Source organism: Streptomyces sp. AC558_RSS880 (genome assembly GCF_019049255.1).
Classification (GTDB): domain Bacteria; phylum Actinomycetota; class Actinomycetes; order Streptomycetales; family Streptomycetaceae; genus Streptomyces.
This window is the reverse complement of record NZ_JAGMUJ010000029.1, coordinates 119056-145453: the sequence shown is the minus strand read 5'-3', so window position 1 is coordinate 145453 and position 26398 is coordinate 119056. Positions and strand designations below refer to the sequence as shown.

General features: G+C 72.6%; 17 protein-coding genes. 7 read left to right on the top strand and 10 right to left on the bottom strand.

Annotated features, from left to right (window positions below):
- Positions 1–576 precede the first annotated feature (576 nt).
- The 8 genes from KUM38_RS10840 to KUM38_RS10805 all read right to left on the bottom strand — a co-directional run bounded on the left by KUM38_RS10840 (position 577) and on the right by KUM38_RS10805 (position 12948).
- Complete coding sequence (locus KUM38_RS10840; protein ID WP_217129100.1) at positions 577–1449, bottom strand: urease accessory protein UreD; 873 nt, start codon at positions 1447–1449, stop codon at positions 577–579.
- Entirely contained in the window at positions 1446–2141 is a 696-nt protein-coding gene (gene ureG / locus KUM38_RS10835) for an urease accessory protein UreG (protein ID WP_217129099.1), read from the bottom strand. The genes KUM38_RS10840 and ureG overlap by 4 nt, the downstream gene beginning before the upstream one ends.
- A 31-nt stretch (positions 2142–2172) precedes the next feature.
- A complete protein-coding gene (locus tag KUM38_RS10830) occupies positions 2173–2847 on the bottom strand; it encodes an urease accessory protein UreF (protein ID WP_217129098.1) in 675 nt (224 codons plus the stop codon).
- Between the two features lie 48 nt (positions 2848–2895).
- Positions 2896–4740, bottom strand: a complete 1845-nt coding sequence (locus KUM38_RS10825) for an urease subunit alpha (RefSeq protein WP_217129097.1) — start codon at positions 4738–4740, stop codon at positions 2896–2898.
- Entirely contained in the window at positions 4724–5386 is a 663-nt protein-coding gene (locus KUM38_RS10820; protein WP_217129096.1) for an urease subunit gamma, read from the bottom strand. Before KUM38_RS10820 ends, KUM38_RS10825 begins: the two co-directional genes overlap by 17 nt.
- A gap of 466 nt (positions 5387–5852) precedes the next feature.
- A complete protein-coding gene (locus KUM38_RS10815) occupies positions 5853–7277 on the bottom strand; it encodes a Cys-Gln thioester bond-forming surface protein (RefSeq protein ID WP_217129095.1) in 1425 nt (474 codons plus the stop codon).
- Positions 7278–7744: 467 nt separating this feature from the next.
- A complete protein-coding gene (locus KUM38_RS10810; RefSeq protein WP_217129094.1) occupies positions 7745–12385 on the bottom strand; it encodes an AAA family ATPase in 4641 nt (1546 codons plus the stop codon).
- A gap of 71 nt (positions 12386–12456) precedes the next feature.
- Entirely contained in the window at positions 12457–12948 is a 492-nt protein-coding gene (locus KUM38_RS10805; RefSeq protein WP_217129093.1) for a hypothetical protein, read from the bottom strand.
- Positions 12949–13379: 431 nt separating this feature from the next.
- Between KUM38_RS10805 and KUM38_RS10800 the strand changes: the two genes are divergently transcribed.
- On the top strand, positions 13380–15143 hold the full coding sequence (locus KUM38_RS10800; protein WP_217129092.1) for a lysyl oxidase family protein: 1764 nt from the start codon (positions 13380–13382) through the stop codon (positions 15141–15143).
- Between the two features lie 162 nt (positions 15144–15305).
- On the opposite strand, the gene KUM38_RS10795 is transcribed toward KUM38_RS10800, so the two are convergent.
- Positions 15306–18029: an AAA family ATPase gene (locus tag KUM38_RS10795; RefSeq protein ID WP_217129091.1), complete on the bottom strand. Its 2724-nt coding sequence runs from the start codon at positions 18027–18029 to the stop codon at positions 15306–15308.
- 123 nt (positions 18030–18152) lie between these two features.
- On the opposite strand from KUM38_RS10795, the gene KUM38_RS10790 reads away from it, so the two are divergent.
- From KUM38_RS10790 to KUM38_RS10775, 4 genes are read left to right on the top strand one after another with little or no spacing between them, the layout of a single operon-like run.
- Positions 18153–18539, top strand: a complete 387-nt coding sequence (locus tag KUM38_RS10790; protein WP_217129090.1) for a nuclear transport factor 2 family protein — start codon at positions 18153–18155, stop codon at positions 18537–18539.
- Positions 18536–19189, top strand: coding sequence for a CatB-related O-acetyltransferase (locus KUM38_RS10785; protein WP_254396981.1), 654 nt, complete (start codon positions 18536–18538; stop codon positions 19187–19189). Before KUM38_RS10790 ends, KUM38_RS10785 begins: the two co-directional genes overlap by 4 nt.
- Complete coding sequence (locus KUM38_RS10780; protein WP_217129089.1) at positions 19186–20079, top strand: virginiamycin B lyase; 894 nt, start codon at positions 19186–19188, stop codon at positions 20077–20079. Before KUM38_RS10785 ends, KUM38_RS10780 begins: the two co-directional genes overlap by 4 nt.
- Before the next feature lie 14 nt (positions 20080–20093).
- Positions 20094–20474 (top strand): VOC family protein, encoded by a 381-nt coding sequence (locus KUM38_RS10775; protein ID WP_217129088.1) that lies wholly within the window; start codon positions 20094–20096, stop codon positions 20472–20474.
- A 117-nt stretch (positions 20475–20591) separates the two neighbouring features.
- Here the strand turns inward: KUM38_RS10775 and KUM38_RS10770 are convergent, their stop codons facing one another.
- On the bottom strand, positions 20592–23543 hold the full coding sequence (locus KUM38_RS10770; RefSeq protein WP_217129087.1) for a BTAD domain-containing putative transcriptional regulator: 2952 nt from the start codon (positions 23541–23543) through the stop codon (positions 20592–20594).
- Between the two features lie 162 nt (positions 23544–23705).
- On the opposite strand from KUM38_RS10770, the gene KUM38_RS41730 reads away from it, so the two are divergent.
- Positions 23706–24881 carry a tryptophan dimethylallyltransferase family protein gene (locus KUM38_RS41730; protein ID WP_254396980.1) on the top strand — a complete coding sequence of 392 codons (1176 nt, stop codon included), beginning with the start codon at positions 23706–23708 and terminating at the stop codon, positions 24879–24881.
- A 51-nt stretch (positions 24882–24932) separates the two neighbouring features.
- A complete protein-coding gene (locus KUM38_RS41725; protein WP_254396979.1) occupies positions 24933–26300 on the top strand; it encodes a tryptophanase in 1368 nt (455 codons plus the stop codon).
- Positions 26301–26398: the final 98 nt, after the last annotated feature.

Here is a 26398-nt window from a genome sequence, read left to right as displayed (position 1 = left end):
CTCGACGACCCCCACCATCGTTCGACATGACGAACAAGGTTCGGGAAGCCGGTCAGAAACTAGGACCCGGCTGACGACCCGTCAACGCTTTCCGCGCGACTCCGCCCCCACCGCGTCGTAGGACACGGCCCCTCGCCGCACCGCCAGGAGGCATGTACCCATTCCGCAAGCGGGAGCATTTCGGCCTCCGGCGTTCACACTCCGCTCATTTGAGTGCGCGAGTCGCATTCGCCCGCCGAGTGCTCACACTTTTCGGCAGAGCAGAGAGGGGACATGAGCCCGCAATGGAGTGGCCGACGTGCGGTTCACCGGAGTACGTCGAGCAGGGCCGCTTACCCATCGACGACGAACCGACCTTCTCCCTGATCACGGCAAGGACACCCGGAGGCAAGCACGCGCCGTCTCCTGGGATGCCTGGTCGGCGTTCACAAAGCCGGCGGCCGACTCACTCGTCTGGACCCCCGGTGGGGCAGCATCTGCGCTGCCCCACCGACCACCACGTCCACTCGACGTCCAGCGCGGCTTGTTTCGTCGCTGCCTTGCGCCCACGCGTCTTCCGCACCGGACGCCGGTCCTTCAGCTCCTCGACGCCGACCTGGTGCTCGCGGAGCTGGTTCTCGCAGGCGACGTCGCCGTGCCGGAGACGTGTGCGAGCGCGGCGTCGAGGAGGTCGCGGAGCAGGGCCGGGGTCGGGGCGACGGCGGTGGCGAGGAGGGCCGCGCCGTCGGCGAGCGGCGCCAGTACGCAGTGTCCCCGTTCCGGGCCGCCGAAGAGGACGGGGTCCGGGAGCGGCACCGGCTCGGGGTCGACGAGGAGGAGCTGACCGGTCGCCCGGTGGCCGCCCAGTACGGCGGGTCCGTCCCACGCCGGGGCCGGGGCCCCGTAGACGGTGTGCTGGTCGAGGACCGGCCGGCCGTCGCGCCGTACGGTCAGGCGGGTGGACAGGTGGCCCGACGGTTCGGCGGTGCGTCCGAGGAGCTGCTCCTCGCGCAGCAGGAGCCGGGAGGTCGCGGCGAGTTCCACCCGGTAGGTCTGGTACAGGGTGCTGCCCCGCGTACTGATCAGCGGCCGGGGCAGCCAGTGCAGCGACGCGTGCTCGCCGACGGTGAGCCGTACGTCGTAGGTGGCGGGGTCCGTGGTGGAGCCGCGCAGGGCGATGGTGGCCGCGGACGTGGTCACCTCCAGCCGGGTGCGCGCCCCGGCGGTGACGTCGAGCGCGAGTCCGTCCCCGCCGAGCGGTGCGCTCATCGCGCCGAGCACGCAGACCCGTGCCCACTCCCCGCGGGGCCGCAGCCGGCGCAGGTGGAAGGGGCCGTCGCTGTGCAGGAGGGGGAGTGTCGTGGCGCGGCCGTTGTGGGAGGCCCTCAGCCGGGCGGTGGCGCGGACACCGGTGGGGTGGGCACGGGTCGTCGGAAGGCCCCCGGCCGGTGCCTGGGCGGTGGCCGTCACCCGGTGACTCCGGCGTGCCAGGCGGCGAGGCACCCGGTGACCCAGTCGGCGACCGGACGGATGCCGTCGGCCGCGGTCAGGCTGGTGAAGGCGTACGGCAGGTCCCCACGCTGCCTGCGGGTGTCGGCCCTCATGGTGTCCAGGTCGGCCCCCACGTACGGTGCCAGGTCGGTCTTGTTGACCACGAGGAGGTCGGCGGTGGTGATGCCGGGGCCGCCCTTGCGGGGGATGTCGTCGCCGCTGGCCACGTCGATGACGAAGACCTGGCTGTCGACGAGTCCGCGGGAGAAGGTCGCGGTGAGGTTGTCTCCCCCGGACTCGATGAGGATCAGGTCGAGCGGGCCCAGGCTCTGTTCGAGCTGCTCGACGGCTTCGAGGTTGGCGGAGATGTCGTCGCGGATGGCGGTGTGCGGGCAGGCGCCGGTCTCCACTGCGGTGATGCGCTCCGGTGGCAGTACGGCCTCGCGGCGCAGGAAGGCGGCGTCCTCCTGGGTGTAGATGTCGTTGGTGACCACCGCGAGGGACAGCCGGTCCCGCAGGGTGCGGCACAGCGCGGCCACGGTCGCGGTCTTGCCCGAGCCGACCGGCCCGCCGAAGCCGATCCGCAGGGCGCGGCGGCTGCCGTCCGGGCGCCGGTGGTCGGCACTGTGGGTGTGGCGGTGCGGCAGGGTCACGGGATGGTCCAGATGCACGGGGGCTCCAGGTCGGTGCGGTGGAGGCGGGTCAGGAGGCGAAGAGGCGGACGGGCCGGGCGGCGTGCTGCTCGCCGGTGATGTCCAGCAGCGGGGCGGACGCGGCGGGCAGGACGGTGACACCCTCGGCGGCCACGCGCCCCGCCGCGCCGGCCGCGGCACCGGCGACGGTGTCGCACTCGTCGGCGAGCCGGGCCAGTACCGCGGTGGCCTCGAACGGGTCGAGGCTCAGCAGGCGTACCGCCGCGGTCGCCGGGCCGCCGACGCTGTCGTAGGCGGCGGCGTGGGCGGCGTCGAGCGGGGTGAGTCCGGCGGCGCGGGCCGTGACGCCGAGGACGACCGGCTGGTGGGCGCCCTGGGGGCGGTGGCGGGCGAGGTGGTCGAGTTCGGCGCTGGGCCAGGTGGCGCGGGCGGCGCGCATCAGCTGCCGTCCGAGGCGGCGGGCGACGCGACGCAGGGCCGGTGCGGGGGTGCGGGTGTCGGCGGCCTCGTCCAGGGCGAGGGCGTCGTGTCCGGTGGCGGCCGCGGCGGCGAGACCGGCGGCGGTCAGTCCGGCGGTGTGCAGCCGCCCGCGGCAGAACGCCTCCAGGCCGGCCGCGTCGTGCACGCTTCCGGAGGTGACGGCGGCCTCCATCCCGCCGGAGTGGGCGTGTCCGCCGGCGGGGAAGCGGCCGTCGGCCAGGAGGAGCAGGGCGGTGCGGCTCATGGCCCGCCTTTCGCATGGGGGCCGGGGCCGACCGGCCCCGGCCGGGGATCAGAACAGGAAGTACCGCTGGGCCATGGGGAGTTCCGTCGCGTAGTTCCGTCCGACCTCCTGTCCGTCGACGGTGGTGCGGACGTCGGAGGTGGTGGCGCCGCCGATGGTGACGTCGAAGGTGTCGGGGTCGATGTCGATCTCCGGCAGCCCGTTGTTGTGCACCATGTCGGCCTTGGTGACGCCCCGGGTGGAGTGGATCGCGCGCAGCGGCTTGAGCAGTCCGGTCGCGGCGAGTTCGCCGTCGAGGGCGGCCTCGGCGACGAAGTTGAAGGAGTTCGCCGCCGGGGCGCGGCCCTGGAAGCCCCAGACCGGGCGCGGCAGATAGGGCTGCGGGGTGGGGATGGAGGCGTTGGCGTCGCCGATCTGCGCGTAGGCGATCTGGCCGCCCTTGATGACCATGTGGGGTTTCACGCCGAAGAACTTCGGCTCCCACAGGACCAGGTCGGCGAGTTTGCCGTCCTCGACGGAACCGACCTCGTGGTCGATGCCGTGGGTGATGGCGGGGTTGATGGTGTATTTGGCGATGTAGCGCCGGGCCCGGAAGTTGTCCGCGTCGGCGTCGTCCTCGCGCAGATGGCCGTAACGGGATTTCATGACGTGCGCGGTCTGCCAGGTCCGCAGGATCATCTCGCCGATGCGGCCCATGGCCTGGGCGTCGGAGGACATCATCGAGATGGCGCCCATGTCGTGCAGCAGGTCCTCGGCGGCCATGGTGGAGGGCCGGATCCGGGAGTCGGCGAACGCCATGTCCGCCTCGACCTCCGGGTTGAGGTGGTGGCAGACGATCATCATGTCGACGTGTTCCTTCACGGTGTTGACCGTGAAGGGCCGGGTGGGGTTGGTCGACGCGGGCAGTACGTTCGGCTTGCTCGCGAGGCTGATCATGTCGGGGGCGTGACCGCCGCCGGCGCCCTCGATGTGGAAGATGTGCAGGCCGCGGTACTTGGCGTCCTTGGTCCTGCGGTCCTTCTTGGTCGCGGCGAAGGTGTGCTGCACGAAGCCGGACTCGTTCAGGGAGTCGGCGTGCAGGGCGACCTGGACTCCGGTCTCCTCGCACACCGTCAGGGCCACGTCGATCACCGCCGGGGTCGCGCCCCAGTCCTCGTGGATCTTGAAGCCGAGGGCGCCGGCCTTGACCTGGTCGTGCAGCGCCTTCCCGGAGACGGTGCTGCCCTTGGCGAGCAGGCCGATGTTGACCGGGAAGGCGTCGAGCGCCTCGAACATCCGCTGGATGTGCCACTTGCCGGGCGTCACGGTGGTGGCCGTACTGCCCTCGGCGGGCCCGGTGCCGCCGCCGATCAGGGTGGTCACGCCCGACGCGATGGCCTCGTGGATCTGTCCGGGGCACAGGAAGTGCACGTGCGTGTCGATCCCACCGGCGGTCAGGATGCGCCCCTGGCCGGAGATCGCCTCCGTCTCGGGCCCCACGACGAAGGCCGACGCGCGCGGGTCGTCGTTGTCGGGCGGCGTCATGGTCTCCGGGTTGTACGCCTTGCCGATCGCCTGGATCCGGCCGTCGCGCAGTCCGACGTCGGCCTTCACCACACCCCAGTGGTCCAGGATCAGCGCCCCGGTGATCACCGTGTCCACCGGCTCGCGCGGGTCGTCGCGCGGGATGTGCGACTGCCCCATGGACTCGCGGATCACCTTGCCGCCGCCGAAGACCATCTCGTCGCCGCTGCGGCCGGGCCCGCCGCACCAGTCCGCGTCGATCCTCAGCCGGAGGTTGGTGTCGGCGAGCCGGACCCGGTCCCCGGTGGTCGGCCCGTACAGGTCGGCGTAGCGGGAACGCGGCAGCGGCTCCCAGGGCTTCGCGTTCTCGTTCTCAGTCCCGTCGGGCATCGAGGTGCTTCTCCTCTTCGCTCTTGTCGGCCTGGAGTCCCTGGACGATCCGCTCCCCGGCGATGGGCACCAGCATCACGGTGCGCGCGTCGCCGGGCTCGAACCGTTCGGAGGTGCCGGAGGCGATGTGCAGCCGCATCCCGTGGGCGTCCGCGCGGGTGAAGGCCAGGCCCTCGTTGGCCTCGGCGAAGTGGAAGTGGGAACCCACCTGGATCGGACGGTCCGCGGGATTGGACACCTCCAACGGCACGGGTGCGGCGCCCTCGTTGAACGCCACCCGGTGCTCGTCCTCGTCCGGCAGCAGCTCCCGCTTCCCCGGATGGACGTCCACCTCGGTGTCCGCCTCGTCGAACGGGTCGTGGATGGTCACCAGCTTCGTCCCGTCCGGGAACGTCGCCTCGACCTGGACGTTGGTGATCATCTCCGGTACGCCGTCCATGACCTCGTCGCGCCGCAGCACACGGCGCCCGGACTCCATCACCGAGTCGACCGTCGCCCCGGCCCGCGCCTCCTCGTAGACGTGCGCCGTCAACAGCGCCATCACCTCGGGATAGTTCAGCGACAGCCCCCGCTCACGGCGCCGCCGGGCGACGTCCGCCGCCACATGGACCAGCAGGCGCTCCTGCTCGTGCGGAGTCAGATGCATGCCGTCCCCCTCTCCTGTTCCGTCGCTTCACGACTGCGTCCGCCGCACGACGATCGTCGGAGAGCGAAGACGGCGGCGTACGGAGAACGGCCCCGTCATGCCTGATGGAATGAAGCGGAAGCACGGGTGGTGCGGGGCGCATCCGCAAGCACACCGTCCGCCCCCCGATCGCGCTGCCGACGGCGGCACCGCGACCCGCGTCCGGGGGGATCGAGCGCGGCGAAGGCCACGTCCGCCGTGTCGTACCGAACCAGTCCGTGAACGCCATGAAGCGCACCCAGCGGTGATCCGCGGCACCCCGCACCGCCTCCGGGAACGGCAGCATGCGCGGCTCCGCAGCCGCGTGCTCCCGGGCCGTGCGGACCGCACGACGAACCGGCGCCGTGCTCCCGTACGGGCCCCCATGACGAACGGGTCCGGCACACGCGGTGCGTGTGCCGGACCCGTCCGTCGGATCAGCGGCCGGTCACTCCCCGGCGGCCGCCTTCTTCTTGCGCAGGAAGAACATCGCCGCGCCGCCCGCGGCCACCAGGGCCACCGCGACACCCGCGATCACCGGGGTCGCGCTGGAGCCGCCGGTGTTCGCGAGGTCGCCCTCGCCGCCGGTCGTGTCCTCGGCGGAGCCGCCGGCCGGGCTGGGGGCGGAGGACGGGGTGTCACCGTCCGTGCCCGGCGTCTCGGTCCCCGGGGTTCCCGGGGTGCCCTGGGTCTTGCAGTCCAGGACGCCCTGGAAGCGCTCCGAGAAGCCGTTCGGGCCGGTGATGGTGAAGTCGTACGCCGCGTCCTCGTCGACCGGGACGGTCACCGTCTTGGTCCCGCCCGGCTCGACCGTGTGCTCGGCGCCCGCGAGTTCGAAGGTGAACGGGGCGTCGCCCTCGTTGCTCGCCGTGACGTCGACGCCGCCCTCGGCGCAGTTCTTCTCCGCCGTGACCGAGGGGATGGCGCCCTTGGTGGCCCAGTTCGCGGTCGCGTCGGCCGTGACCGTGGACTCGCTGGAGCCGGCGAGGATCTGCGTCTGGCTCTTGCTGGGGCTCGCGAACGCGCGGCCGACCGGGATCTCGGTGGTCGCCCGGACCGTCAGCGAGGCCGAACCGTCGGCCGTCCCCTCGGGAACGTCGAAGTACAGCTCGGTGCCGTCACCGGCGGACGTGACGGCCTTGCCGCTCTTGTCGGTCACCTTGACGCCGGCCCCGGCGGCGTCGGCGGAGGCGGCGACGGAGACCTGACCGGCGTCGGTGCGCACGGTCACCGGGCCGAGCTTGCCGCCGGCCTTGCCGGAGACCGCGTTGGGCTCCAGCGTGAGGGAGGTCTTCGGCTCCTGGAGGTTCTGGGCCTGGGCCTCGAGCCAGTCGGCGAGCTTCTCGGCCTGCGCGTCGCGGGCCTCGACCTTCGCCCCGTCCGAGAAGCGCCAGATGGCCACCTGGGTGCCGGCCGCCGCGGTCTTGGCCGTCAGCCCCTGGGCACCCGCCTTCTGGGCCAGCGCCGTCAGGTCGTCGACCTGCGGGTACGAGTTCTGGAGGATCCAGAGGATCTTTCCGGCGTTCTCGTTGGCGCCGAGCGAGGTCTGGGCCCAGGGGGTCTCCAGGTACGTCGCCTTGTTCTGGGTCGGGTTGTGGATGTCGATGCAGTACGACTGCAGGCGGCCGCTGCCCTCGACGCTCATCTCGAACAGGCCGGCGGCGATGTTCTTGGTCTTGCCGTCGCCGACGTCCAGACGGGCCGAGTCGTACGTCTTCAGCCCGTCGAGGGTGGCGACCGCACCCCCCTGGTGGTGGGCGTCCCCGTCGTCGGCGGCGGCGTTACCCGCACCGGCGAGAAGGCCCATGGTGAGCAGTCCGGCCGCGGCCGCTCCTGCGGCGACACGTCGTCCGGTGGTGCGTCGCCCGGTCATGGCGGACGCGGAATGAAGAGCAAACACAGATTTCCCCTCCGGCGGGACCCGCAACGGGACACGCGAGATGTGTTCACACGTGATGCGTGGTGGAAGAGTCACGCCAGTTGTCTCAAGTGCTGGACAAGCACACGGGGATCCTAGAGATGGAAGCGTTCCGGATCTTCGTTCCCGACGCCGCACGACCGTTCCGAAGCGGAACCGTTACTTCCCGCGACCGGAGTGTCCCCATCCATCCAACCTTCACAACCCACCCGGGAAGCCTGCACACCTACTGTCCGGTAGAGGGCGGCCACCGGTATGCGCTCGGCATGCGTTCCCGCACCCATGTGCCGTGCCGGGGACGGGAATCGAAGCGGCAGGCGAGCCGGCCCTGGCCGATTGATCCGCGCCGGGCCGTGCAGCGGTCCAGGGCGGTCCTCGGCGGGACACGACTGTGCCCGACGCTCCACCACGCCCGCGTGAAGTCAGTCGCAGGACTCGCGGTGGGTCAGGTGCGGGAACATCTGTCGCCACCGGTCCTCGGGGACGCTCGAGGGGTAGGCCGTGCACAGGTCCTCGTAGAGGTCGTCGGTGGCGAAGTCGAGCACATAGGTCGTCTCCGGAGTCATGCCGGTGGTGTCCTGGGCGGTGACGGCCAGCCACCGGGGGCCCTCCGGCGATGTCACCGGCGGCACGTGCACCGCGTCCGCGTTCTCCAGGGTGAAGAGCTCGGGGGTCTTCCACCGCCCGTCCTTCCCGATGGACCAGAGGCGATGGGGCCCGCTCGTCACCGCGTGGCGGCCGTCGGAGGTCATGTCGATCGAACCGACCGCGCGGTCGAACAGGAGGTCCTGGCCCGTCTTCTCGGGATGTGCCGGATCGGAGACGTCCCAGAACTCGACGCTCCCGTCGGCCAGTGTCGCCGCCAACCGCCCCTTGCCCACGGGGAAGTAGCCCCCGGGTGCGGCCGGAAGCAGGCCACCCTTGACGGGGCGCGTGGGCCTGGAGAGGTCCCAGAGCCGGATCTCGTCCCCCACCGCCTCGGTGACGAGCAGCCGCGACGCGCCGTAGTACAGGGCGCCGTCCATCGACGCCGCGTCCTCGATGCGGTCCCCCTTGCGGGGCCGGGCGGGGTCGGAGACGTCCCAGAACCTGATGTGCCGGCCGTTCTCCGTCGTCGCCAGTGCCCGTTCTCCGGCGAACCACAGGCTTCCGGAGCTCCCGAGCGGACTGCTCGCCCTCACCTCGAGAGTGCCCCGGCGCACGGGTTCCGCCGGATCCCGGATGTCCCACAGCGCGGTGTCGGGTTCCTCGTGCGAGCCCACCGCGAGGAGCATGCCGTCGGGACTCACGGCGATGCTCGGGTTGTCGGCGGTGAACCGGATACCGGAACCCTTCTTCACGGCTCCGCCCGGCTCCAACTGCCAGACCTGAAGGGTGTGTTCCAGTCCTCCGGTCCAGTGGTGGGCCAGGAAGAGGGGCTTCTCGCGGCGTGTCAGGAAGAACTTCGCCTCCCACCCCCTCGGCAGGGTGTACCGGACCTTCGGCGCCTCGAGGTCGCTGACGTCCCACACCTTCGTCGTGCGGCCCACGTCGTCGTCCTGCGAGGCGATGACCAGCTCACCGTCGGCGCTGAACGGGCTGGTGCCGGTCTGGGGAGTGACGTGGATGCCGCCCGTGAACGCCGGTGCCCAGGGCCGGTCGGGCCACACCCGTATCCCTCCGCCCACCTCGCCGACCGCCAGATACCTGCTGTCCGGGCTGTACGCGACCGACTGGGCCGGTTCGCCCGTCGGCAACGTCACCCCGGGTACGCCGTCCACCAGCTCCGACACCTTCCTGGTCGTGTCGGCCCGCCTGACGCCGTGGGCGCGGTCGGCTCCCGCCAGGAACCTGCCGTCCCCGCTGAAGGCCAGGGACGGCATGCCCCGGTTGTCGATGCCCCAGGTGTCCCGGTACTCCTCCGCCTCCACGCGCCGCAGGTCCTGCCCGTCCACCACCTCCCACCAGGCGATCTTCCCGTATCCGCCGGTCGCGACCGCCAGGTCCCGGCGGGGGTGGGCGGCCACCGCCATGACCGTCTCGGCCCGTTCCGTGTCCCGCAGCACGGGCCGGTCCGGGTCGCCGACGTCCCACAGCCGTACCTGCGCGGGCTGCCCGCTGCCCGTGTCCCCGTTGGCGTTGCCCGTGATCAGATGGCTCCCGTCGCGAGTGAAGGCCAGGGAGATCAGTTCCGACTCGGCGACCGTCCGCTGCGCCCGCAGCGTGGGACGGGCGGGGTCGCCCACGTTCCACAGCCGCAGCAGTCCCTTCGCGCTGCCCGCCGCGAGGGTCCGGCCGTCCTCGCTGAAGGCCAGCGTGTACGTCACCCGGTGGGCGAGACGCACCAGGGCGAGCCGCCTCGGCTCGTACGGGTCCGCGGTGTCCCACAGCGTCAGTTCGTCCGCCGACTGCGCGGCGAGGATCCGTGAGCGCGGGTGGAAGGCGACGACCGGGCTGCTCCGCAGCGTGAACCGGCCCGCTTCGACCGGCCTGGTCGGCGCGGACACGTCCCACAACTGGACCCGGCCGCCGTCGGATCCATTGCCCCGGTGGCTCGCGGCCAGGACCTTGCCGTCCGCGCTGTAGGCGACGTTGAGGACGGGCACGCGATACGGCTCCTCGGGCACGAGACGGGCCGGTGTGACGGTCATCGAGGCCGTGTGGAGGCTGGAGCGGGTCTCAGGAGTGACCGCCGTGCGGTAGGCGGCCAGGCTGAGGCGGAGCGCGGTCTGCGGATCGCGGTCGCGCAGGGCGTCGGCCCGGGCGGCCAGCTCCCTGGCGATCAGGCTCTTCTCCCGGCTCTCCGCCTGCTCGTTCTCATGGACGGCCCATCCGAAGAGAGACACCGCCACCAGCGCCAGAACCGAGAGGGAGGCGATCCACACCCGCGTGACGAGGCGCCGCCGGCGCTGCGCGTGGTCGCTCGCGGCGACGAACTCCCCCACCACCTGCGGGACGGGCACGCGGACCACCGCCGGCGCGGCCGCGCCGGCCGAACCGTCGCCGGCCGCCTGCCGGGCTTCCCGGACCGGCCGGTCGTCCTGGCCGGGCGGGGCCTTTCGAACCCCCCGGGGGTGCTCCGTGGTGAGCTTCTTCGCCTCCGCCAGGGCATCGCCCCCGTAGAGACCGCTCGGCTTCCGTCCGGCCTCGGCCCAGCCTTCCGCCGCCGCGGTCAGCCGGCGGAGTCTCAGCAGGTCGTCCCGCACCTCGTCGATCCAGCCGCTCAGCCTCGTCCACGCGTGCAGCAGCGAATCGTGGCCGAGCTGCGCCCCGCCCTCCTCGTCGACGACGACCAGGCGGGCGTCCGCGAGCCGGCGCAGCAGGTCCTCGCTCCCCGCCGACTCCGCCGGAAGCACCCGGCGGCGGACCAGCCGCCCCTCGCCGTCGGCGACGTGGACCATGGCCAGCAGGAGGCTCCGCAGAGCCGTGCGGCCGGTGTCGTCGAGGGAGTCGTAGATCCTTTCGGCAGCCGTGGCCACCGCGCCCCGTATGCCGCCGGCGGCCGCGTACCCGGCGTACGTCAGAGTCGTCCCCCGGCGCCTCAGCCAGATCTCGGGGAGGGCGTAGGCCAGGAAGGGCAGTGCCGCGGCGTCACCCGTGGTGCGCCGCTCCTCGTTCACATCGCGCCGCAGGAGCTGCGGCACGCCCTCCTCCCACCGCAGGCCCGCGTACTCCGCCGGGCGCACGATCGCGGCCTCGACCTCCTGGTCGCCCAGCGCGGGCACGGCGAAGTGGCCCGCCCGCACGACGGGTGCCAGACGGGGATCGCCCAGGGCGTCGCCGTAGTAGTCGGCGCGCAGCGCCAGGACGATCCGCGGACCGGACGTCTCGGCCCCGTCCTCGTCCGCTTGCGCGGTGAGGGCGGCGGCGAACCGCTCGCGTTCGGCCTCGTCCGAGCAGAGCGTGAAGTACTCCTCGAGCTGGTCGATGACGAGGAGACGCGGTGCCTGCCCGGCCCTGGCCCCGTCCTCCGTCGCCGCGGGCCGGCTGAAGCGCCCGCGTTCCAGATCCCGTACGACGTCGGAAGGCGCCCTGCCCACCGCCGCCGCCCACGCCTCGGCGAGCCTGTGGAAGGGCCGCTCACCCGGCGCCGGCACCAGCCGCACGGGACCGAGACCCGCCTGTTCCGCGGCCACGCCGAGCCCGGCCCGCAGGAGCGAGGACTTGCCGACCCCCGACGGCCCCACCAGGACCACCGGCTCACCGGGGCGGGCCTGTTCGACACGGCGCAGCAGCTCCTGGGTCAGTTCCTCGCGGCCGAAGAAGAGCCGGTGCTGCTCGGGGAGGAAGGGAAGGATGCCGGGGTAGGGGCAGACGGCGTCGGGATCCGGGGCGTCGGCCGCCCGCTGTCCGGTGTGCGGGCCCGGCAGCGGTTCGTATCGCCGGTTGACGGCGAGTATCAGCTCGCTCATGCGCGCGGTGCCACCGCCGTACGGGCGGGCGGCGCTGCCCTGGAGCCGCTGGTCGAGCAGCCGGTAGACGCCGCCGAGCGTCAGCCGCTTCGGACCGCCGGCGTCGCCCTCCCGCAGCAGGCCGAGCAGGTGGCCGCTGAAGAGGGTGTGCTCCGCGTCCGGCGGGGCGTACGCCAAGGCGTCGCGCATCGCCGAGGCGAGCAGGTAGCTGCCGTCGGGCCGGGCACCGGCGAACGGGTCCGCGGCGGCCGGCCGGCCGGGCTCCTGTGCGTTTCCGGCGAAACAGCAGTCGAGGATCACGACCGGGTCGGCGGCGGCGTCGCTCAGGTAGCGCTCGACCTCCGTGTAGGGAACGGAGTGCGCCGTGTCGGTCTGGGACTTGGTCCTCGCTGTCGCCAGGTAGAGCTGCCGGCCGGGTCCGCGCAGCCCGTGCCCGACGAAGTAGAGGAGGACGGTTCCGCGCTCGTACCGCTGCTCGGTGGGCTCGGCCCGGCCGATGACCGTCGCCAGCGCCTCCAGGACGTCGCTCGGCGATGTCGGATCGGTGAGGAGCGTGACCCGGTCGCCCATGCCGCACACCGTGCTCAGGGTCTCGGCCACGTCCCGCGCCGACCGGAGGGCGGACGGCAGAGCGGGCAGCAGCCGTCCCGGATGGGCGGCCGTCCCGACCACCAGCGCATGGCAGCCGGCTGCCGCCAGATCCGTTCTGGCCGGTGGAGCCGGCACGTCCCCCGGGGCCATGGTCAGCCCGCGTCTCGCGAGGGACCGACGCGGCCGTCGTCCTCCGCCGTGCCCCGTGTCTCCTGGACGCCTTGTGTTTCCCGCGGCCTCTGCGTTCCCTGCGTTCCCTGCGCCGCCGGTGGGTGCCGGTCCTGCCGGAGCGCCGCGGCGACCTGTTCGGCCAGCTCACTGGCGCCTTCGGCGGTCAGGCCGCGCACCTTCTCCGAGGAGACCACGACCTGGGTACCGTCCGGCAGGCTGAGGGTGACGGTCTGAGTGCCCCGACGGCCCTGCAGCCACACCACGACGGCCGCCCCCAGCGCCGCCGTCGGACCGCCGGGAGCCAGCAGCAGCGAGACCAACTCCCCCAGCGCGCCCATGGCCCCGCTCGGCGGCGTGGCGGAAACCTCCCGGCGGACGAGCACGCGCAGATCCGGGTCCTGGCGAAGCCACGCATAGAGATCGTCCAAAGCCCCGGCCGCGTCCCCGGCGTCGACGGCCAGTGTCACTCTCATCTCTGCTGCCCTTCAGGTGCGAACGCGGTGCTGGAGTTATCAACTGTCCACTCGGGCACACCGGTTGGCAACGTAAAAACGCGTCTCGGCGGCGACGGAACCGAGCCGGACGCGAGCCGGAACCCGTACCGTCGTGGCGTCCGGGCGGCCCGGTACGGCTCCGCGGCGTACGTCTCCGGCGCGATCCACGCACGCCATGTGCTGGATGTTCCCGGCCCTGTTCCAGGTGGACTCCGCATGGACGTAAGCCAAGTCCGGCAGCCGGTAAGCGCTTTTCGGACAAACTGGGGGCCGTCCGGGTGAGCAGAGACAACCCGGAGGGTGCCCAGCGGCCTCTCATGATCCGAACACCGCGGCTCCGCAAGCCAGTTGGGGTCGTGCTGATCGTCCACGTTCCATGACGCACTCAAAAGCCGGAAGCACGAGGACTGATGACCAGACTCCCAAAGGGCCGCCCCAGCCGCCTGACCCGCCCCTCCCTCGCCGTCGCCGCGGCCATCGCCGTGGTCGCGGGCGTCGTCGCCGCCGCGCCCGACGCGAAGTCCGAGGAGCCGACGCCGAAGCTCAGCCTGATCGCCGCGTCCACCTCCGTCACGCTCGACTCCTGGAAGGAGGATCCCGGGGTCTATCTCGACCTCGGGACGTACCTCACCTCCGAGAACGGCGCCTTCGAGCTCAAGGTGACCCGGAAGTCCTACAAGGACCCGGTCGTCGCCCAGCAGATCCTCCGGAACGGGAAGAAGACCCGGATCAAAACGCTCCCCGCCGGGCTCGTGAACGACTTCGCCGGCCTGCCGGACTTCACGCAGATCACCCTCACCGACGCGGCCGGCTCGACGGTGCTGGAGAAGACCGAGGCGTTCTGCCCCAACAACGCCTCGGGGCGGGTCCGGCCGGACGCCCCCGCCAACTCGAAGTATCCGGAGAGCTGTCCGACGAACCCCTTCACCCTCGGTTCGGTGTGGGGCGTCGAGAACGGCTGGGCGTCCAACACCTACTCGGGGCACTACACCGAGGCGGCCCAGCTGGACGCCGGCACCTACACCGCCGAGATCAACGTGGCCAAGAAGTACCGTGATCTCTTCGGCATCGCCGACAAGCCGCAGACCGTCAAGGTGGTCGTCCGCGAGCGGAGTTGGGAAGAAGAGGAGAGTGCCGGCGCCCGCAGCTCGGCGAAGACCACCGCCTCCGGGCACAGCGCCCACGCGCAGCACGACGCGCACGCGCAGCACGGGGCGCACGCGCAGCACGGGGCCGCCGCGGACACCCCGGCCCCCGGCGCCGTGACGAGCGGCGCCGGCCCCTCGTACAACGCCGGCCACGGACCCTATCCGTCGGCTCCGCCCGCCCTGCCGTGGGCGCTGAAGAGGAAGTCCCTGGGGCGGCAGGCCCTCGCCACCGCCGAGGTCGGTGACAGTACCGGGCAGACCGACGGTTCGCGGCAGGCACCGGGCGCCCAGCCCAACGCGAAGCGGCCCGCAGGCAAGGCGTCCGTTCCCGACGTGCCGAAGCCCGACCTGCGCTCGCTGCCCGCGTTCGGCATCACCGTCAGCGACGGCTACGAGGAGGTGCCCGGCAAGGACTACCTCGCCTTCAGCGCCAACGTGTGGAACGCGGGTCCGGCCAAGCTCGTCGTGGACGGCTTCCGCTCCCCGGGCAAGGAGGTGATGGACGCCTACCAGTACTTCTACGACGCCGACGGCAAGCAGGTCGGATACACCCCGACCGGCGGCATGGAGTGGGACCCGCGTCCCGGCCACGAGCACTGGCACTTCCTGGACTTCGCCAGTTACCGGCTGCTGACGGCCGACCAGAAGGAGACGGTGCGCAGCGGCAAGGAGGCATTCTGCCTGGCCAACACCGACGCCGTCGACTACACGGTGAAGAACGCCGACTGGCACCCGGACAACACGGACCTGTCCACCGCGTGCGGCCAGGAGAACTCCATCTCCGTCCGCGAGGCGCTCGACGTCGGCTCCGGTGACACCTACACCCAGGACCTGCCCGGCCAGTCCTTCGACATCACGGACCTGCCGAACGGCACGTACTACATCCAGGTCCTCGCCAACCCGGAGAACCGGCTCAAGGAGACCGACCACAGCAACAACAGCGCGCTGCGGGAGGTCGTCCTGGGCGGCGAGAAGGGCGCCCGTACGGTGACGGTCCCCCCGCACCACCTGGTGGACGCCAACTGACCCGCCTCTGACGGCCGGGGCGGCTCCGGAGACGAACCGGAGCCGCCCCGGCCCGCCGGAACCGCCCAGGGACCCCGATCGCTCGCGAGGGTCGACGGAGGGGCCCGGTAACGGAGTCGAGGAGGGCTGCGCCGAAGGACGATGCCAGGGCCAGGGATGGCGTCATGGTGCGGCATCGGTGAGGGTGAGGGCGGCGAGTTCGGTCCGTGCGGTGACGCCGAGTTTGGGGAACGCCTTGTAGAGGTGGTACCCGACGGTGCGCGGGCTGAGGAAGAGCTGCGCGGCGATGTCCCGGTTGGACAGGCCGCGTGCGGCCAGCCGGATGATCTTCCGTTCCTGCGAGGTGAGCACGGACAGGGCTCCGCCCGCGTCCTCGGGCGCGGACACGACTTCGCCGGTCGCGTCGAGCTCGGCGCGGGCCCGTTCCGCCCAGGGCGTGGCGCCGAGCCTCCGGAAGGTCTCGAACGCGTCGCGGAGTTGGGTCCTGGCCTCGGACTTGCGGCGCGTGCGGCGCAGCCATTCGCCGTAGAGGAGAGCGGTTCGCGCGCGTTCGAACTGCCGGTCGTCGGGGTGCAGCCGCAACGCGGCCCGGTACAGCTCCGCGGCGTCCGCCTCCGGCGCGAGCAGCGCGCGGCAGCGTTGGACGTGCGCGTCGATCCACGGCTGCGCGGCGTCGTGCGCCCAGTCCGTGAGCCGTGCGAGCGGCTCACGGGCGTCGGCCGGCCGGCCGAGCCGCACCGCCGCCTCGACCAGGTCGGGAATGCTGCGCAGGCCGGGAAGCTGATGGCTCACGGGTCCGGTGTGCAGGGCGGCCAGACGGGTGCGGGCGGACTCCCATCGGGCGTGGCCGAGGTCGAGCAGGGCCAGTGCCCAGTGTGCCCAGGACATGCCGGGCGGGGCCGCGCCGGGCTCCGGCGCGGCGAGCGCGTCGTCGGCGAAGGCATGGCAGCGTCGCTCGTCGCCCGCCACCGCGGCCAGGTAGGCCAGCACGCCGCTGATCTCGGCGGTCCACTGCCGGTGTCCGAGCTCCTGGGCGATGTGCAGCGCCTCGGTCGCCTCGTCCCGGGCGTCGGTGTGACGGCCGAGGAAGGCCGACGAGCGGGCGACACACGCCAGCACGGGCGGCGTCCGGCCGATCCGTCCACGGTCACGGCACTGGGCGAGGAGCTCGCCGGCCACCCGGTGTGCCTCGGTGTCCCGGCCGACGGCCTGGAGACTGGTGGCTCCGACCAGGATCGTGTCGTGCGGGCCGCCGAATCCGGTCCGTTCGGCGGCCGCGACGCGTCGTGTGAGGGTCTCGGGATCCCGGTCCCCCTGGCCGGTCGCGGACCGCACCACCCAGGTCAGCAGACGGGCCACGTGGGTGAGCGGATCGTCGGGCGGCAACGGCAGGGAGTCCAGCCGGTCCGCGGTGTCCGCGATCTCGTCCTTCCCGAGGTACCAGGCGGCGTGCACCGCGTCGAGCATCATGTGGGCGGCCAGCGCCGGGTCGTCGGCCCGGGTCAGCTCGGCCGCCTCGGTCAGCGACCGGCGGGCCGTGCGGAGCAAGCCGTGGTGGAACGCCGCGGCGGCGCGGACCCGGATGGCGCGCACGGTCAGGGCCGGGTCGTCGGTGCTCGCGGCGCCGTGCCGGGCGAGCTCCACCATGCGGTCGATGTCGCCTTCCTCGGCGATCGCCTCCGCCGCCAGCACGAGTCGGCGGGCCCGGTCCGTGCCGGGCTCCGTCAGCTGTGCGGCCCGTTCGTAGGCCGCCGCCGCGGCGGCGTATCCGCTTCGTTCGGTGGCCCGTCGGGCGGTGCCCTCCAGTTCCGCGGCCACCTGCTCGTCGGGGCCGGTGGCCACCACGGCGTGGTGCCAGGCGCGCCGGTCGGCGTCCTCCGGCCGGTGGAGGGCTTCGGCGAGGGCCGTGTGCACCACGAGGCGGAGGCTGACCGGCGCCGCCTGGTAGACGGCCGACCGCACGAGGGGGTGGCGGAAGCGCACGGTGTGGTTGTCCACCCGGAGCAGCCCCGCCGTTTCCGCGGGCACCAGGTCCGTGGGGCGGCAGCCGAGAGGGGCGGCCGCGCGCAGGACGACGTCGCGGTCACCGGTGTCCTCGGCGGCCGCGACGAGCAGCAGGTGCCTGCTCGGCTCGGGCAGCCGCCGTACCCGGTGGAGGAACGCCGCCTGGACCGTGTCGGTCATGGGCAGGGCCTGGCCGACGGCGACCGGCCGGCCGGCGGCGAGAGCGACCGGCAGTTCGAGGAGGGCGAGCGGGTTGCCCTGGGCTTCGGCCAGTACCCGGTACCGGTTGGCGGGGGACAGCGTGGCGGCGTGCTCGGCCAGCAGTCCGGCGGCGGCGGGCGCGTCGAGCCCCGTCAGCGGCATGGGGGCGAGTCCGGGGGCGTCGAAGCCGGTCCGGGCGGTGATGATGAGCGCCGTGCCCTCGGCGTCGAGCCGCCGCGCGGCGAACAGCAGGGCCTCGGCCGACGCCCGGTCCAGCCACTGCGCGTCGTCGACGAGGCACAGGACGGGCCCGCCGTCGGCGAATTCGGCGAGGAGGGAGAGGACGGCGAGACCGACGAGCATACGGTCGCCCGGTTCGGCCGGGGCGAGGCCGAAGGCCCCGCGCAGGGCACGCGCCTGCGGTGCGGGGAGGGCGTCGGTCCGGTCGAGAGCGGGTCGCAGCAGCAGGTGCAGGCCGGCGAACGGCAGATGGGCCTCGGACTCGATCGCGGTGCCGCGCAGGACCCGCAGCCCGTCGGCCGCCGACGCCGCGTACTCCATCAGCGCGGTCTTGCCCATGCCCGGCTCCCCGGTGATGAGCAGGCAACCGCTGCGACCGGTCCGGCAGTCCGCCAGCAAGCGGTCGATGACTGATATCTCGTGACTCCGTCCGTGCAACACCTGGCGAGAGTACTTAAGCCGACCGGGATTCCCGGACCGGATGACCGGGGCGTGACGGATTCCGCCCCCGGCTCCCGGCCGTAGCGTGGTGGAACAGGGCACGACGGCGGAGGGAGATCGACGATGTCCGGCTTCGACGAGCTGGCCAGGCGGTACCTGGCGAGCTGGAACGAGCGCGATCCGGCCAGGCGCCGGGCGCTCGTCGACGAGCTCTGGACCGACGACGCCGGCTACGTCGATCCGATCGTGGCGGCCGAGGGCCGCGACGCCATCGAGGACGTGGTGGCCACGGCCCAGCGGCAGTTCCCCGGCCTGGTGTACCGGCCGGCCGGGAAGGTCGACGGCCACCACGACGTGGCACGCCTCGCGTGGGAGCTGGCGCCGGACGGCGGCCCTCCGGTGATCGTCGGGCTTGCCGTCATGGTCACCGAGCAGGGCCGCCTGCGTCGCGTATACGGCTTCCTCGACCCCGTCCCCGCAGACACCACTTCACCAGGAGCTGGAAGTTGACACCCGATCCGATGACCCTCCACCCGCTGCCGGCACATGACCGGGTGGTGTTCCTCAAACCGCTGGTCGGCTCACCGAAGATCGTCGTGGGCGAGTACACCTACTACGACGACCCGGAAGGCGCCACCGACTTCGAGTACCGCAATGTGCTCTACGCCTACGGCCCGGAGCGGCTCGTCATCGGCAAGTACTGCGCCATCGCCGCGGGCACCCGGTTCCTGATGGCGGGCGCCGACCACCCGACGATGGGCGTGTCCACCTTCCCGTTCACCATGTTCGGCGGCGAGTGGGCCGAGCGGACCCTCGACATCGTCACCGGCATGCCGAGCCGGGGCGACACCGTGGTCGGCAACGACGTCTGGTTCGGCCACCGGTCCACCGTCATGCCCGGCGTACGCATCGGCGACGGCGCCATCATCGCCGCCGGCGCGGTCGTCACCGCGGACGTACCGCCGTACACGATCGTCGGCGGCAACCCGGCCCGCCCGATCCGGCGGCGGTTCGACGACGCCGACGTCGACCGGCTCCTGCGGGCCGCCTGGTGGGACTGGCCGGTCGGGCTGGTCACCGAACACGCCCGCACCATCATGGCCGGCACCCCGGCCGACATCGCCCGCATCGCCGCCGACCACGGTCAGGTGACCGCATGACAGACGTGTCGATCGTGGAACACCCCGTGTCCGGCGGCGGCGGACCGTACGCGATCACCACCGGCCCGGACGGCGCGCTGTGGTACACGCTGGTCCACAGCGGCCGGATCGGCCGGCTCGTGCCCGGCGCCGAACCGGAGAGCCACCGGCTCGACCCGGACTGCGGGCCGACGGTCATCACCACCGGGCCGGACGGCGCCCTGTGGTTCACCGAGTACAAGGCACACCGCATCGGCCGGATCACCACCGACGGCGCCGTCACGGAGTTCCCGCTGCCCACCGCGGAATGCGGGCCGTTCGGCATCGCGGCGGGGCCCGACGGGGCGCTGTGGTTCACCGAGACCACCGCCGACCGCATCGGCCGTGTCACCACCGACGGTGAGGTCACCGAGTTCCCGCTCCCGGCCACCGGCACGTTCCCGTCCGCGATCACCGCGGGACCGGACGGCGGGATGTGGTTCACCATGAACCAGGCCGACGCGATCGGCCGGATCGGCACCGACGGCACGGTCACCGTCCACCCGCTGCCCACCGCGGCCGCCGCACCGGTCGGCATCACCCTCGGTCCCGACGGCGCCGTCTGGTACGTCGCGATCGCCGCCGGCCACATCGGCCGCGTCACCCCCGAGGGCGAGGTCACCGAGTTCCCGCTGCCCGACCGCGCCGGCCGGCCGCACGCCATCACTGCGGGCACCGACGGCGCCCTGTGGTTCACCGAGTGGGGCGGCAACCGCGTCGGCTCCATCACCACCGAGGGCGTGATCGAGGTGCACGACCTGCCCACGTCCGGCTCGGAGCCGCACGGCATCACCCTCGGCCCCGACGGCGCCGTGTGGACGGCACTGGAGACCGGCGCCCTCGCCCGTATCGCCCCGAACACGCTTTCCTGACAGAGGAGTTCACCTTGCCCGTGACGTTCAACCACACGATCATCCCCGCCGACGACCGCGAGGAGTCGGCCCGGTTCTTCCGCGAACTGTTCGAACTCCCCGAGGCGCCGTCGTGGGGCCCGTTCACCAACGTCCAGCTCGACGAAGGCGTACTGCTGCAGTTCGCCGAGCTGCCCGGCGTCGACCGGATCCAGATGCACCACTACGCGTTCCTGGTCGACGACGACCTGTTCGACCGGGCCTACGCCCGCCTCCGGGCGGACGGCACCGAGCACTGGGCCGATCCCCAGATGACACGGCCCGGCGAGACCAACACCGAGCACGGCGGCCGCGGTGTCTACTTCAACGACCCCGCCGGCCACGCCATCGAAATGATCACCAAGCCCTACCTCTGAACCGAACCGCCCGAAAGGCCCCCGTGACACACACCGCCCCGCGGAAAGACCGGGCCCGGCTTCAGGTACCCGCCGCAAGCGGACAGGAAGGCAGGTCCCGCAGGACGATCGCCCGCGTCACCCCCCGAACGCCCCCTCGTCCAGCGCGAGTCGCAGACCGTCCTCGGCGGACGCGCCCCGGGACCATGCCGTCCGGTACGCGTCGGCGTCCAGGGATGCGCGCACCCGCCCTTCGGCAGCGACGTGCGCCTCGTGGAAGGGGCGCAGACCGATCAACGCCACCCCCGTGTCCTGCCGCAGGCGGTGGGCGGCGCCCAGGAGCCACGCCGCCCGGGTGCAGTCGCCGGTGGCCGCCACCGCCCAGGCGAGTGTCTCCAGGCCCCACACCGGTCCCCAGCTGTCCCCGATGGCCCTTTGCCGCGCCAGCGCCTCGTGCAAGGGGGCCAGGGCACCCTCCGCTTCGCCGTGTCGCAGCTCCACGAGCCCCGTGCACCACCGGGCCCAGGTGCGGGCCCATTCGGCCGCGCTCGCCTCGGCCTCGGCGACGTACACGTCACGAGCCGCGCAGGCCGAGGGGCGATCACCGAAGAACGCCTCCGCCATGGCCCACAGCATCGTCGCCATGTGGGCGTCGCCCTCCTGTCCGACGGCGCGGAACCCGTCCCGCGCCTCGGCCAGCAGCGCGATGCCGGCCGGGTCGCCCCGTACGAGCATCGCGTGCGCTCCCTCGATGTACGTCACCGGCGCCGCCGGCGGGCCGTCCGGCAGCTCCCGGGCCGCGGCACGGCATTCGGCCAGGAAGACCTCGGCCGCCGGGTTGTCGCCCTGGCAGAGCGCGATCCACGCCTTCATCACCAGCGCCCCGACGACCAGCGGCGGTGCCCCCTCGGCCGCGGTACCCGACGCGTCCGGCACCACCGGTGCGCGTGCCCCGTCCGGGCCGGGGGCCAGCAGGCGTTCCAGCCAGTGACGCCCCTCCCCCAGCGTGCTGCTGAAGAACCAGCACCGGGTGCGGGCCAGGTTCACGGCGATCTCGACACCGGCCCCGATCCGGTCCTGCCGGGTCGCACAGTAGGTCAGGGCGGCCCGCAGGTTGGGCAGTTCGGTGCGCAACCGGATCAGCCAGTCGACCTCACGCGGCCCGCACCATTCCCGGCCGGCCCGTACCGCCGTCATCCGGTAGAAGTCACTGTGCCGGACCCGCAGCCGTGTCGTACCGCCTTCTTCCTCGAGCCGCTGCCGGCCGTACTGGCGGATGGTCTCCAGCAAGGTGTACCGGGCGCGGTCACCCGAGCTGTTGACCACCACGATCGACTTGTCCACCAGCCCGGCCAGCAGGTCGAGCACGTCCTCGCGCGCCACGCCCTCGCCCGCGCAGACCGTTTCCGCCGCCTCCAGGTCGAAGCCGCCGGAGAACACGGACAGCCGGTTCCAGAGCCGCCGTTCCCCTTCGGTGCACAGGTCGTAGCTCCAGTCGACGACGCCGCGCAGGGTATGGCTGTAGCGGGCCGACGTGCGCGGCTGCGGCACGGACAGTAGGCGGAACCTGTCATCGAGGCGCTCCAGCATCTCTTCGGCCGTCATCGAGTTCAGCCGTACCGCCGCGAGTTCGACGGCGAGCGGCATGCCGTCGAGCCGCCGGCACAGCTGGGCGACCGCCTCACGGTTGCGGGCGGTGAGCCGGAAGGCCGGGGCGGAGCCGGCGGCACGGTCCACGAGCAGCCTCACGGCCTCGGAGCGGAGCAGCGGGTCCTCGGCCCCGGCCTCGTTCTCCGGGCGAGCGGTGCCGTCCGCGTCGGGCAGGGTGAGCGACGGCACCGTCAGCACGTGTTCTCCGGGCACTCCCAGACGCTGCCGACTGGTGGCCAGTACGCGCAGCCCGGGTGCCGCGCGTGCCAGCTTCAGCACGAGCGCGGCGACGTGCTCCACCAGGTGCTCGCAGTTGTCCAGGACGAGCAGCAGGCACCGGTCGCGCACATGGCTGACGACGGCGTCCGCGGCGGGCCGCGCGGACTGGTCCCGTAGTCCGAGCGCCTCGGAGACGGCCCGGTCGAGGAGGTCCGCGTCACTCAGCGGGGCGAGGTCCGCGAGCCGGACACCGTCGGCGAAGGAAGGCGCGACCTCCGCGGCGACCCGCAGCGCGAGCCTCGTCTTGCCGACACCGCCCGCTCCGGTGAGGGTGACGATCCGGGCGGCCCCCAACAGACTCCGCACCTCTGCCACCTGGGTCTCGCGGCCGACGAACGTCGTCATCTCGACCGGCAGATCGCCCTCCCGGGGCGGCGGAGCCGCCTTCGCTCCCCGCGTCTCCTCCAGGAGTGGGGCGGCGGTCAGCAGCCGCCGGTGGACCTGCCTCAGTCCGGTCCCGGGCGCGACACCCAGCTCGGCGGCGAGCAACGCGGTGACCGTGCGGTAGCTCTCCAGCGCCTCACCCTGTCGCCCGCAATGGAACAGCGCGAGCATCCGCTGGGCCCAGAAGTGCTCGCGCAGCGGGTACTCCTCGACCAGGCCCCTCAGTTCCGGGAGTACGTCGGCGGCCCGGCCGAGGGCCAGGTCCGCGTCGATCCGCAACTCCCATGCGTCCAGGCGTTGTTCGGACAGCGCCGGTACGACGCCCTGGAGGAGGTGTGCGGGCAGGTCGGACAGCGGGTCCCCCCGCCACAGCTCCAGGGCCTCTCGCAGCAGGGGAGCCGCGCGCACCGCCGCGCCTTCTTCGAGGGCCGTACGGCCCTGGCGGACCAGGGTGGTGAAACGGTGCAGGTCCAGAGCGTCCGGCGCGGCTTCGATCACGTAACCGTGGGGGCGGGTGAGGACGGGCGCACCGCCCGGCGGACAGCCGAGCGCGCGGCGCAGGCGCAGGACGTAGTTCTGCAGCGTGTTGCGCGCACGGCCCGGCGGATGCTCGCCCCACAGCCGGTTCACCAGCGTCTCCACGGTGACCACCTGGTTGGCCTGGGCGAGCAGGGCCGCCAGCAGCAGCCGGACCTTGGCCGCGTCGATGCGCACCGGCCGCCCGTCGCGCAGGACTTCGAGGGGCCCCAGGACCTTGAACTCGTACCGCGTACTCACCACTCCCCCGGTCACTCGCCCCGGGCGGCCACGACCGGAGAGCGAGGAGTGACCGTCCCGATACGCATTGTAGCCATCGCGCGACCGGGAAGTGACCGGTGCGAAGCCCGTGGTGAGGACCGTGTGGCCAGCGTTCACGGCACACCGTCCTGGAGTCCGCACATGGTTTCGAGCAACCGCCGGCAGCCGAACCCGCCCGCCACGAAGACGGCGTCCGCGGAGGCCGCCACCGACGTGACCCTGGGCGAGCACGTCGGGGGACAACTGCGCGGAGTGTGCCGTGCGGCCGGGTTCGCGGACCCGGCCGGCGCCGGCGAGGTCCCGCTCCTCGACCTGCTGGACCTGCTCGGTCCCGCCGCCCGGCGTCCCTTGGCCGCCGGCCCGCCCTCCCCCTCGTTCGTCTGCGACGACCACTCCCCGGTGGAGTTCTCCCTCGCGTTCACCGCCGGGAGCGAGACGGGCGTACGCGTCCTGGCCGAACCCGGCTGCACGGCCGCCGCATTCGAGGAGAACGGCCGCCTGGGCCTGCGGGCCCTGGAGGCACTGGCCTCGCGCCGGGCCTTCTCGACCGAACCGGTGCGCCGGGTGGAGGACCTCTTCTTCCCGGCGGCGGCCCACGGCCCCTTCGCGCTGTGGTGCGCGATGGACCTGCGGCAGGACCGGCCCCCGGGCATCAAGGTGTACGTCAATCCACAGGCCCACGGGCGGGAGCGGGCCGCCGAGGTCGTGGAGGAGGCACTGAGCCGGTTCGGATTCGGCCGGGCATGGCGCGCGCTGCGGGAACGAGCCACGCCACGCGGCCCCGAGAAGGACGAGATCCTGTTCTTCGCACTGGATCTGGGCCGGTGGCACACGCCACGGGTGAAGGTCTACGTCGCTCACCACGACGTCACCGCCACGGACGTGCACGCCGTTTCCCGCCTGCTGCCGGGAGACCGTGCCGGGCGGGTGGACGAGTTCTGCCGCATGGTGGGAGGTGACCCCGGGCGCTTCGCCCACCGGCCCCCGGTGTCCTGCCTCTCCTACACCGAGCGGGACAGGGAGCACCCCAGCGGCTACACCGTCCATGTGCCCGTCCGCGACTACGCACGGGACGACGGGGTCGCCCGGGACCGTGCGGCGGCCGTCCTCCGGCTCCACGGCATGGACGCCGTCGTCGTCGACCGCGCGCTGGCCGCGATGACGTCCCGGCACCCGTCCGACGGAGTGGGCCTGATCGCCTATGTGTCCCTCGTGCGGAGCACCTGGCAGCCGCCTCGCGTGAACGTCTACTTCTCGCCGGAGGCTTACGAGGTCCGCCCACCGCGCGGCGCACGCCGACCCCGTACCACCGGATGACCGGTCGGGCCGCGCAGACCGCGCAGACCGCGCACCAGGAAAGGTGAGTTCATGGAGCCGTACAGGATCAAAGTCGTCGAACCGATTCCGGTGACCACGAGAGCACAGCGTGAACGGGCCCTGCGGCGCGTGCACTACAACCTGTTCGGGCTGCGCGCCGACGAGGTCACGATCGACCTGCTCACGGACTCGGGAACAGGTGCCCTGTCAGCGGCGCAGTGGGCCGCGGGCATGGCCGGCGACGAGTCCTACGCCGGGGCACGGTCCTTCTACCGCTTCCAGGACGCGGTGCGGGAACTGACCTCCTACCCCTGTGTCCTGCCGGTCCACCAGGGCCGGGCGGCGGAGCGCATCCTCTTCTCCGCCCTGCTCGCTCCGGGACGGATCACGCTCAGCAACACCCACTTCGACACCACGCGCGCCAACGTGGAACTGGCCGGCTGCCAGGCGGTGGATCTTCCCTGCCCGCAGGCCGGGGATCTCGACAGCGACGAGCCGTTCAAGGGCGACATCGACCTGCACCGGCTGGACGAAGCCCTGCGGGGCCCCGACGCCTCCCGGATCGCCCTGGTCGTCATGACGCTGACCAACAACGGCGTGGCCGGCCAGCCGGTGTCCATGGACAACCTCACCCGAGCCGCCGCCCTCTGCCGGAAACACTCGGTTCCGCTCTTCCTCGACGCGGCCCGTTTCGCGGAGAACGCGTGGCTGGTCACCCAGCGTGAGACGGCGTTCCGCGGCCAGAGTCCGCGCCAGGTCGCCGAGCAGGCGTTCCGGCTGGCGGACGGCTGTCTGATGAGCGCGAAAAAGGACGGCATCGTCCACATCGGCGGCTTCCTCGGCCTGCGCGACCGCGCCCTCGCCGAGCGGTGCGAGCTGCTGCTCATCGCCACGGAGGGCTTTCCCACCTACGGCGGCCTGGCCGGCCGGGACCTGGACATGGTCGCCCAGGGGCTGACCGAGGTCACCGATCCCTCCTACCTCCGGTCTCGTGCCGACGCCGCCCACCACCTCGCCCGCCTGACCCGCGACGCCGGCGTCGGCATCGTCGAACCCCCCGGCCTGCACGCCCTCTACCTCAACGCCGGCCGCCTGCTCCCGCACATCGCCGCGCACCGCTTCCCCGGCCACGCTCTCGCCTGTCAGCTCTACCTCGAAGGCGGCATCCGCTCGGTGGAACTGGGTTCCCTCTACCTCGGCCGCGAGGACGAGAACGGCGCACCGGTCACCACGGCCCCCTACGAACTGGTCCGGCTGGCGCTTCCCCGCAGGACCTACGGGCTCAGCCACCTGAACCACGTGGGTGAGGTCCTGGCGGCGACGGTGAAGGCCAAGGAGCGGATCCCCGGCTACCGCGTGATCGAACAGCCCCCGCTCCTCCGCCATTTCCGCTGCAAGCTGGAACCCGTGCCGTCGTGACGCGCGGGCGAGCCCGGCCTATGCGCACCGGCATGCGGAGCGTCACCCGACAGCAAGCAGGGGTGACCGCGCAGGCGTGCGCGAAGTGGTCGTGCACC

Excerpts from the sequence above, each read along its gene's own strand:
- KUM38_RS10830 (WP_217129098.1), bottom strand. The coding sequence starts at position 2,847 with ATGAGCCGCACCGCCCTGCTCCTCCTGGCCGACGGCCGCTTCCCCGCC.
- KUM38_RS10825 (WP_217129097.1), bottom strand. The coding sequence starts at position 4,740 with ATGCCCGACGGGACTGAGAACGAGAACGCGAAGCCCTGGGAGCCGCTG.
- KUM38_RS10820 (WP_217129096.1), bottom strand. The coding sequence starts at position 5,386 with ATGCATCTGACTCCGCACGAGCAGGAGCGCCTGCTGGTCCATGTGGCG.
- KUM38_RS10815 (WP_217129095.1), bottom strand. The coding sequence starts at position 7,277 with ATGACCGGGCGACGCACCACCGGACGACGTGTCGCCGCAGGAGCGGCC.
- KUM38_RS10805 (WP_217129093.1), bottom strand. The coding sequence starts at position 12,948 with ATGAGAGTGACACTGGCCGTCGACGCCGGGGACGCGGCCGGGGCTTTG.
- KUM38_RS10800 (WP_217129092.1), top strand. The coding sequence starts at position 13,380 with ATGACCAGACTCCCAAAGGGCCGCCCCAGCCGCCTGACCCGCCCCTCC.
- KUM38_RS10790 (WP_217129090.1), top strand. The coding sequence starts at position 18,153 with ATGTCCGGCTTCGACGAGCTGGCCAGGCGGTACCTGGCGAGCTGGAAC.
- KUM38_RS10780 (WP_217129089.1), top strand. The coding sequence starts at position 19,186 with ATGACAGACGTGTCGATCGTGGAACACCCCGTGTCCGGCGGCGGCGGA.
- KUM38_RS41730 (WP_254396980.1), top strand. The coding sequence starts at position 23,706 with ATGGTTTCGAGCAACCGCCGGCAGCCGAACCCGCCCGCCACGAAGACG.
- KUM38_RS41725 (WP_254396979.1), top strand. The coding sequence starts at position 24,933 with ATGGAGCCGTACAGGATCAAAGTCGTCGAACCGATTCCGGTGACCACG.